Origin of the sequence: Nonomuraea aurantiaca (assembly GCF_020215705.1) — a bacterium.
GTDB classification, from domain to species: Bacteria; Actinomycetota; Actinomycetes; order Streptosporangiales; family Streptosporangiaceae; genus Nonomuraea; species Nonomuraea aurantiaca.
This window is the reverse complement of the sequence record NZ_JAIWNB010000056.1, coordinates 20,558-29,363: the sequence shown is the minus strand read 5'-3', so window position 1 is coordinate 29,363 and position 8,806 is coordinate 20,558. Positions and strand designations below refer to the sequence as shown.

Below are 8,806 nucleotides of genomic sequence, written 5' to 3'. Positions count from 1 at the left end.
GCCGTAGCATTCGCGCTCAACACCAGGCCCCGAAAAACTCTCGGGTGGAAGACACCGGCAGAAGCCTTCAGCGATCATCTAAACTTACTGCTGAACAGCAGTGTTGCGACGACTCCTTGAACCCAAGGAATACACCGCCGCCCGCTTCCAGGCCGCTTGCCGGCACTGGGGCGTCGTCCAGTCGATGGGCCGGGTCGGCTGCGCCCTGGACAATGCCGCCGCCGAATCGTTCAACTCCATCCTCAAAGTCGAATACGTCCACCGGCACCGCTTCGCAACGCGGGCCGAAGCCCGCCTGAGGATCGCCACCTGGATCGCCGACTTCTACAACACCCGCCGCCGACACAGCGCCGCTGACGGGCTGCCCCCGATCGTCTACGAGCGGCAGATCACGTACGAGCGGCAGATCACGACCGCCCGAACAGCCACCAAGGCGAAGTCTCAGGAGACCATCGCTGCATAACCGAGTCTCCACGCTTTCAGGGGATGGACACTTTCCCTTCTTTTCCCCCAGGAACGACCACCTCGCCCCCGCGCTCCCCGCCCCAAGAAGTTCGCAATCAATCCGATTTCAGAAGACGCTCTCCGCGTTCTCGCCGCGATAACCGAGGAGCGAGGCTGGGGACGATCTTTGGTCCGCCATGTTGACCTCGCCCTTCGGAAGATGCTCGTAGATCTCGCTCCGGGTGACGTCGTCCGCTACAGCGACATCGCCAGAGTGCACACCCGGAGGGTGTGCCACATTGAGCACATTGCGGAGGTCCTGTCGCGCGCAGGGCTCCTCACCGACGATCGCCCCAATACCTTCGCAGAGTGGCTGAAACGAAGCTTGGCCGAGATCCCTAAGAACATAGCCGCCGACCTGGCCGACTGGGTGAACGCCATGGTCGAAGGGGGCCCACGCACGAAGCGTCGCTCACCAGCAACGGCTGCCAACTACCTGCGTTTAGTGAGGCCCTCGATGATTATCTGGGCCAGCCGATATGACCACTTACGCCAGGTCACCCGCCAGGATGTGGCAGAGGCGCTCGGTCGACTCCACGGCGAGAAGGCAGCCAGCACGATCACTGCACTTCGTTCGCTATTTCGCTACTGCAAGGTCACCGGGCTCATCTTCAACAACCCGACCGCCGGCATCAGAGGGCCTGACCGACCGCTTCTGTTGCGACAACCCCTGGACCCGGCCCGATTAACAGACCTGACTGAGACCCTTAGTAGCGAGACACAGCGCCTGATCGTGGCGCTCGCTGCGATTCATGCCGCGCGCGTGAAGACCATCCGTCAGATGCAACTCACCGACGTCGACCTCGGCGAACAGCGCATCATGATTGACGGAGTTGCCCGGCCGATGGGACACATCACCTATGCCCTGCTCACCCAATACTTCCGATTCCGACAGGACCGCTGGCCGAACACGGCCAACAAGCACCTGATCATCAGCATGCACACCGCCCACGGAACCGGCCCCGCCTCCGGCGCTTGGCTGAACAAAATGTTCCGTGGCACCGGAGTGACGCTGGAAGCACTCCGACTGGATCGATTGCTCGAAGAAGCGCTCACCCGAGGCCCCGACCCCCTACATCTCGCCGCCGCCTTCGGAGTGAGCCAAAGTGCAGCCATCCGATACGCGCAAGTGGCGAGAGTTCTACTCAACACACCTGCCGAACTCCACGATGGGGTGGGAGCACCCGAGAGTTCCTCCTGAGCAACCTTCAGTTTTCCTGAACCCACGGACGAAAACGGGTTCCGGTAGTAATGAAGAAATTTCCACCGAACTAACATCTGACCTGCGCTGACGAAGGTGTCGTAGAAGCCAGGGTTTCGGCTGTGGATGGCCGTGCCCGGCATGGGGCCGGATTGGCTCCGTAGCGGTCTCACCGTGTTGACCTGGTCAGACGCTGTTCCGGGAGCAAGACATCACTCAGGTCCTGTCCGGTCTGCGGCAGGTTTGTTGGCTTTTCCGCGATTACTACTGGGACCCCTGGATATGAGGGACGGGAGCCCCCTTTTATCTGTCGGGAAATCCTGTCGTCAATCCGGGCTCGAAAACACCTGCTAGGAGCGGTGTTTTGTGCCGCGAAGTCTGATTTTCCGGGCCGCGGGGAGCCGGGTCGGCGGGGTGTCGGGAAATCTCTATTGCCGACACCCACCCACCAGCGGCGACCCCCATCCGAACCGTCAGTGGCGGTAACGCGCGCTGCGAGGACTCGCTAACGCCACTGACGGTTCGGTTGCTGCTCTTATTAAGCACTTGTCGCCGTGGCGTTGCCGGCCAGCACGGTCGGGGTGATCACCGACCTGATGTCGCCGTTCGTGCAGGATCCGGTGGCGCATCGCGGCGGCGGCCTTCGGCGCCGCGACCTGTGACCGGGAGCCTCACGTCAAGTCGATCTCCAGCCGACGGCCCTGGGCACGCCCCGCTTCGGCAGCCGGGCGACGGGTGGAAGGGTCCGCCGGGTTGGTGCCGATAGCCGCGCGGGAGGCGGGGTCGGGCTCGACGACCGCGACCTTGGTGCCGTTCGCGCGCAGCTCCTCGATGGCCGCGGCCATCGGTTTCTCATAGGGAAACAGCTCCATGCGGCCCAGGGGCGCGATCACCAGCACGCGGGACGCGCCCGCCGCGAGGTCGGCGCTGGTGTTGGAGCGGACGGCGCCATCGACGTACCGGCGGCCGTCGATCGTCGCGGGCGGCCACATGCCTGGCACGGCACAGCTCGCGTGGACGGCGTCGACCAGGCTGACGCCGGAGGCGTTGTCGAAGACCCGCGGCTCCCCGCTGTCGGCGTCCGCGGCGATGAGTTTCAGCGTCATGTGGGAGGGCCACTCGTGCGACGGCAGCCGGGACTCGATCACCCTGCGCCGCGCCGCCTCCGGCACGGTGTCGGCGTCGAGCGCGAACCTGCCAAGCGCACGCCGCACCTGCTGGATGCCGTCGGCGCCCTCCAGCACGGCCTTGAGTTCCGCGCCGAAGTTCTGCAGGTCGACCTGCCCCATGATCTCGAAGACCTGGAGTTCGGGATCGGTCTGCCAGGCGTAGAGCTCCCGCAGGCTCAATCCGCTCCCCAGTTGCGCCGCGACGGTCGAGCCCGCGGACGTCCCCACGATCTCCTCGACATCGGTGACGTTCCGGCCCGCATCGGCCAGCCCGATCAGCAGGCCGGTCATCCACGCGATCCCCGCGGGCCCTCCGCCCCCTAGCACCAACGCCTCGGTCATGTCTTCTCCTTCAGCCATTCAACGTGTTGTTCCGATGCCGCATCGTCATGCGTCACCCGGTTCTGCCGCGGTAGTGCACGGTCTTCGCTCGGACCGGACGGTTTCCTTCAAAGGCGTCGCCGTTCGTTCGGGGCCTCGGAGCCGGATCCGGGCGTGCCGGAAGCGTGTGCCTGATCGGTGCCTTCCTCGGTGGCGGCATGGGGTCGCACCAACAGGGTGATCGCCTTGACGACGTCCTCGCGCAGCACCTCGGGATCCGGCTGCCTGGTGGACGTGCCGAACGGGAACGCGGGTGACCAGGACGTGGCGATCGCCATCAGCGTCGTCACGAGGAACTCGGGCGCGAAGGCGGGGTTGACCAGGCCTTCGCGCTGGGCGTCGGCCACGGTCGCGGCCATGTCTCGGAAGGAGCCCGCCCGGGATGGTGGCAGCTGGGCGCTCTGGTCGAGGGTCGACCACGCGAGCAGCCTGATGATCTGCGGGTGTGCCATGGCGAAGTCGTACACCTTCCCGGCGAAGCCGGGGAGGTCTGCGGGCGTGAACGGCATCTCCAGGTTGACGTCCGCCAGATGGCGTTGGAGCACCGTGGTGAACAGCTTCTCCTTGTTCTCGAAGTAGATGTAGATCAGGTTCTTGTTGCACCCGGCGTTGCGCGCGATGCGGTCGACGCGTGCGCCGGCGATCCCGTAGGCGGAGAACTCCTCCAACGCGGCGTCGAGGATCCGTTCGCGCGTCGCTTCCGCTTTGCTCATGTTGGCGCCTCCTTTTCGGGCAACTCTACCAGATTGACTAACCAGTTAGTTCCGTCGTAGTCTCTGGCTAACCGGTGAGTTAGTCACTGGCGAAGAGCGACCGATATGGAAGGAAACGACATGACTGCAGCATCCGCCGGAAGCGTTGCCCTGGCCGACGGCCTGACCGTCAACCGCATGGGCTACGGCGCCATGCAACTGGCCGGCCCGAACGTCTTCGGCCCGCCCCAGGACCGCGACAAGGCCGTCCGCGTGGTCCGCGCCGCCGTCGAACGTGGAGTGAACTACATCGACACCTCCGACTTCTACGGCCCGCACGTGACCAACGAGATCATTAAGCAGTCGTTGGCCCCCTACACCGAGGGCGTGCACATCTTCACCAAGGTCGGCGCGCTGCGCGGTCAGGACGGCTCGTGGATCCCCGACATCACGCCCGCGTCGCTGAAGCAGCAGGTCCACTCCAACCTCAAGACCCTCGGCCGCGATGTCCTCGACGTCGTCTACCTCCGGCTGCCCAACCACGACGGCACGACCGACGACCCGATCTCGGATGAGTTCGGCGCGCTCGCCGAGCTGCGCCAGGAGGGCCTGATCAAACACCTGGGCCTGTCCGGCGCCTCGGACACCCAGCTCACTGAGGCACAGCAGATCGCCCCGGTCGTGGCGATCCAGAACCTCTACAACCTGGTCAACCGGCAGGACGACGCGCTTCTGGAGCGCTGCGCGCGGGAGAACATCGCCTTCGCCTCGTTCTTCCCGCTGGGCGGCTTCAGCCCCATCCAGTCGGACACGCTCAGCGATGTCGCCGCCCGGGTGGGCGCCTCACCGCAGCAGGTCGCGCTGACCTGGCTGCTGCAGCGCTCGGCCACCTCCGTGGTGATCCCGGGCACCTCGAAGCTCACCCACCTGGAGCAGAACATCAAGGCCGCCGAACTGACCCTGCCCGCCGACGCGATCGCCGAACTCGACGCCATCGGAGCCTGAGCTCCCCCGGCCGGCCCTTGAGGAGCACATCATGACCGACACGACATCGATCAGCCGTCCGGCCGTGGGGTTCATCGGCCTGGGCGACCAGGGCGCGCCGATCGCGCAGGCCATCGCGGACGCGGGTTTCCCGCTCCACGTCTGGGCACGTCGCCCCGAGTCGCTGGCCGTGCTGGAGGGCAGGCCCTTCACGGCTTACGAGACGATGGCCGAGATGGCCGCCGCCGTCGATGTCCTCGCGCTGTGCGTGCGCGAGGACTCCGACGTCTTCGCGCTCGTCGAACAGGGCGGCCTGCTGGAGAGCATGCGGCCCGGCGCGGTGCTGGTGAACCACGGCACCAGTCTGCCCACGGCCGCGCGCCGGCTGCAAGAGCTGGCCAGGCCGTACGACATCCACCTCGTCGACGCGCCGGTCAGCGGCGGCCACGCGGTCGCGGTTGCGCGTCAGCTGACCACCATCGCCGGCGGCGACCACGAAGCGGTCGAACGGGCCGCCCCGATCTTCGACAGCTTCTCCAAACGCGTCATCCACGCCGGCCCCGCCGGCGCCGGGCAGTACGCCAAACTGTTCAACAACGCCGTCATGATGATGAACCACAAGAACGTCCTCGACGCGCTCACGGTGGCCCACCAGCTCGAACTACCGATCGCCCCGCTGCTGGAGGTACTCCAGTCGGGTTCCGCGTCCAGCTTCGCGCTCGCCGCCTTCGGCCCGTCGATCACCTCCCACAACGCCGGCCACCTGCGAGAGCTCGAACTGATCGACATGGACCTGTTCGCCGCGGGCCGGCAGCGGGACACCATGGTCCAGCGGGCCATCGCCGGCGCCCAGGGCCTGGTGGAACTCACCAAGCTCACCGGAAACTGACCGCCGCCATGACACGGCGAACCGCTTCCCACGCCCGATCACCGGCGGGCCGACCTAAGGCTCGCGGCGGAGCGCGGCCTGAGTGTCGCCGAGAACCTGCTAGCCGGGCCGGACTTCGTCGCCGACCCGTTGGTTCCGCTCTCGCCGGTTGGTTCCGTTCTCGGCGGGGTGACTGTCCCTGTCGTTCCCAGGAACACGAGGGTACTGCCACGCACGGGACTCGGTCGGGAAGGTTGGAGGCGGAACGGGCAGTGCCGGGAGACGGCCCGACGCGCTATCCGCTGTCGCAGGCCGCGACAGACCGCCGTACCGCCACTCCCGCCAGGAAAGGCACCAAGGAATGACCGTCACCGCTCCCGGCGGAGAGCCCACCTTCACAGACGGCTTCACCATCAGCAGTCTGGGTTACGCACCATGCAACTGGCCGGGCCTGTTGCCTCCGGACAGGCGGAGCACCACGGCGTGGCCGTCGCGTTGCCGCGCGAGCGGTCGCACTCAGCGTCACGCACATCAGACCAGTTGGGTCGCGCCCCCACCCTCTGCGCGCCTGCCGACGGCGACAGCGACGGCAGATTTCCGACAAAGAGCGAGGATCCAGTGAACACGAACAGCAACGAGCCGATGGCTGATGTGCGGGACATGTACATGGCCCACACCATGATCCGCCGGGAGTTCGGCCTGCTCCCCCAGCTCGTGCGAGACGTCAAGCCCCGAGACACTCAGCGTTCGGAGGCCGTCGGCGCCCACGCCGACTTCATGTGCGGTCTGCTGCACTTCCACCACGAGGGTGAGGATGTGGTCCTCTGGCCCCTGCTCCAGGAGCGGGGCGGGGAGGAGGCCGAGTCCATTGTGCCCGTCATGGAGAAGCAGCATGACGCCATCGAGTCCGCCAACGCCGAGGCGATGCGCTTGTTGGTGGCATGGCGGTCCACCGCGACCGGCACGGAGGAACTCGCCGCGGTGTTCGACCGGCTGCTGGCCGCGCTGCTGGAGCACATGGTGATGGAGGAGGAACGGATCCTCCCCCTGGCAGAGAAGTACGTCACCGCCGCCGAGTGGCGCAAACTCGGTGAGCACGGCATGGATGAGATGCCGAAGAAGCTCCTTCCGCTCGCCTTTGGCATGGTGATGTACGAGGGCGATCCCGAGGTCATCAGGGCGGTCCTCGCCGAGGCGCCGGCTCTCGCTCGCTTGCTCATGCCGTTCATTGCGTCGCGCCTGTACGCCAGGCACGCCAAACGGGTCCACGGCACGGCCACCCCGCCGCGGGCCACCGCCTGACCCGAAGGCCGGCCCACGACTCGCTTCCGACGCCGCTGGGCAAAGGACTCCCATGAGGATCGGGTTCGCGCTCCCCTACCTGCACCATGTGGCTCATCAGGTCGCCCGGATTGCGGAGTTCGCCCGCGTGGCGGAAGATGCTGGGGCAGCGAGCCTCTGGGTAGGGGACCGCAACGTCGCCGCCGTGAACCCACCGGTCGGGATCGCAGCTCCGGCGACACCACGATCCCGGTGGAATACCGGACCGCCGCGGCCACCGAACGGGTGTCGGTGTTCAGCCACGCCCTGATCGCGCCCATCTACGCGCCCGTGCAGTTGGCCCGCGGGCTGACCACGATCGGCCCGGTCAGTGGCGGGCGTCTGATCGCGGGCTTCGGTGCGCTCTCCAACGTGTGGGAGAGCGAGCCGACGGCTGGCTGCCGGCGTGCACGGTGCTGGGCTTGACGGACGCCGATACGGTGCTGGAACAACGTACGCTCATCGACCGGTTCGCCACCGCAGCGGGACGCGACCCGTCGCTGATCGACGCGGTGATGCGCGTCGACACCGCCGAAAGCGCCTCGCCAGCTGAGGTCGCCGGCACCATCAAGTCGCTGGCCGAACACACCGGCAACAGCACTTCATAGTCGAAGCCATGTCCCTGCCCCACGTTGACGCCTCGCTCGAACTCGTCACCTAGATGATGTCGCTCATCGAGCGTGGCTGACCACCGCGCCGCGCCTCTGTTCGGCGGCCGGGGCGGCAATGGCAGAGCACGGTTACGGGCCCGGTACGTCGGCTGGACAGACACAGGACACCATCACGCAAACCAGCCGGGTCCGTAAAAGACAGATTGTCGGCGCCCGGGATATGGAGATCACCGACATATGGAACGGGCCGGCGCTCCGAGCGCTGAGATGTCGCGGGTGACTGCGAACTTCCGGCAGTACCTCGTGGGCTGGGGTCAGGCGGATCGGTCGACAGGTGACCTCGAGTACTACCGCGGCGGGCTCGCGCAACCGCAGTTCAATGGTGTGGTGCGGGTGCGGTCCCTGGACCTGATCGACCAGGCCGTGGCGACCGCGCGGGTTCGGTTGGCAGACGTCCCCTGGTGGTGGTGGGTCGGTCCGGACAGTCCCGCGGGCACCTCCGCCGCCCTCGTCGCCCGTGGGGCGGTACGGTTCGGGGTGCTCCCGCTGATGACCCGGCCGCTGGAGCACGTCGCCGACCTGGAAGGGCCCTCCCCTGGCCTGAGTATCGAGGCAGCCGAGGCGGGCGGCCGGCTTGCAGAGCTGGTCGTGGTCTACAGCACCTCCATGGGCGTCACGCCCGGCGTGGAGCCGGGCATCGTGCGGATCGAGGCCCAGCACCCGGACAACGCCGACATCGTGCGGCTCGCTGCCATTGTCGAGGGGCGCGTGGTCGGGATGACGGTGGTCGTCATGGCACACGGAGTCGCCGGGATCTTCCTCGTCCACGTCGCCGAGCAGCACCGCCGACGGGGCATCGGGGCGGCACTGACCGCAGCGGCGCTGCGGACCGGACAGGAGCGCGGGATGGGCCTGGCCGCCCTCCTTGCCAGTCCGGCAGGCGAGCCGCTGTAGCGGCGTTTCGGATTCGCGAGGGTGTCCGAGTACCGGCTTTTCACACTGCCCGCCTGACACCTGCGGTGCAGCCCGCTGCCTGCTGGTTGCGCCAGCCGCCTGTCCGCCGATCAGCGTCCTGG

The 8,806-nt window shown here is 66.9% G+C and carries 10 protein-coding genes; 8 read left to right on the top strand and 2 right to left on the bottom strand.

Annotation, left to right across the window (positions count from 1 at the left end; all coding sequences use genetic code 11):
• Nucleotides 1-103 precede the first annotated feature (103 nt).
• Both LDL49_RS53940 and LDL49_RS53935 read left to right on the top strand, forming a co-directional pair.
• Nucleotides 104-463, top strand: a complete 360-nt coding sequence (locus LDL49_RS53940) for an integrase core domain-containing protein (protein ID WP_225302733.1) — start codon at nucleotides 104-106, stop codon at nucleotides 461-463.
• A 201-nt stretch (nucleotides 464-664) separates the two neighbouring features.
• The gene (locus tag LDL49_RS53935) at nucleotides 665-1,705 is read left to right on the top strand and encodes a site-specific integrase (protein WP_225302732.1); all 1,041 of its coding nucleotides are present in this window, start codon (nucleotides 665-667) and stop codon (nucleotides 1,703-1,705) included.
• Between the two features lie 671 nt (nucleotides 1,706-2,376).
• Here LDL49_RS53935 and LDL49_RS53930 read toward each other — a convergent pair.
• Both LDL49_RS53930 and LDL49_RS53925 read right to left on the bottom strand, forming a co-directional pair.
• On the bottom strand, nucleotides 2,377-3,216 hold the full coding sequence (locus LDL49_RS53930; RefSeq protein ID WP_225302731.1) for a patatin-like phospholipase family protein: 840 nt from the start codon (nucleotides 3,214-3,216) through the stop codon (nucleotides 2,377-2,379).
• 107 nt (nucleotides 3,217-3,323) lie between these two features.
• A complete protein-coding gene (locus tag LDL49_RS53925) occupies nucleotides 3,324-3,968 on the bottom strand; it encodes a TetR family transcriptional regulator (protein ID WP_225302730.1) in 645 nt (214 codons plus the stop codon).
• A gap of 120 nt (nucleotides 3,969-4,088) precedes the next feature.
• On the opposite strand from LDL49_RS53925, the gene LDL49_RS53920 reads away from it, so the two are divergent.
• The 6 genes from LDL49_RS53920 to LDL49_RS58970 all read left to right on the top strand — a co-directional run bounded on the left by LDL49_RS53920 (nucleotide 4,089) and on the right by LDL49_RS58970 (nucleotide 8,684).
• Nucleotides 4,089-4,952, top strand: coding sequence for an oxidoreductase (locus tag LDL49_RS53920; RefSeq protein ID WP_225302729.1), 864 nt, complete (start codon nucleotides 4,089-4,091; stop codon nucleotides 4,950-4,952).
• A gap of 31 nt (nucleotides 4,953-4,983) precedes the next feature.
• The gene (locus tag LDL49_RS53915) at nucleotides 4,984-5,820 is read left to right on the top strand and encodes an NAD(P)-dependent oxidoreductase (protein WP_225302728.1); all 837 of its coding nucleotides are present in this window, start codon (nucleotides 4,984-4,986) and stop codon (nucleotides 5,818-5,820) included.
• Nucleotides 5,821-6,441: 621 nt separating this feature from the next.
• Nucleotides 6,442-7,101: a hemerythrin domain-containing protein gene (locus LDL49_RS53910; RefSeq protein WP_225302727.1), complete on the top strand. Its 660-nt coding sequence runs from the start codon at nucleotides 6,442-6,444 to the stop codon at nucleotides 7,099-7,101.
• Between the two features lie 231 nt (nucleotides 7,102-7,332).
• Nucleotides 7,333-7,545: an LLM class flavin-dependent oxidoreductase gene (locus LDL49_RS53905; protein ID WP_225302726.1), complete on the top strand. Its 213-nt coding sequence runs from the start codon at nucleotides 7,333-7,335 to the stop codon at nucleotides 7,543-7,545.
• Nucleotides 7,542-7,727 carry a hypothetical protein gene (locus LDL49_RS53900; RefSeq protein ID WP_225302725.1) on the top strand — a complete coding sequence of 62 codons (186 nt, stop codon included), beginning with the start codon at nucleotides 7,542-7,544 and terminating at the stop codon, nucleotides 7,725-7,727. Before LDL49_RS53905 ends, LDL49_RS53900 begins: the two co-directional genes overlap by 4 nt.
• Nucleotides 7,728-8,006: 279 nt before the next feature.
• The gene (locus LDL49_RS58970) at nucleotides 8,007-8,684 is read left to right on the top strand and encodes a GNAT family N-acetyltransferase (RefSeq protein WP_225302724.1); all 678 of its coding nucleotides are present in this window, start codon (nucleotides 8,007-8,009) and stop codon (nucleotides 8,682-8,684) included.
• Nucleotides 8,685-8,806 lie beyond the last annotated feature (122 nt).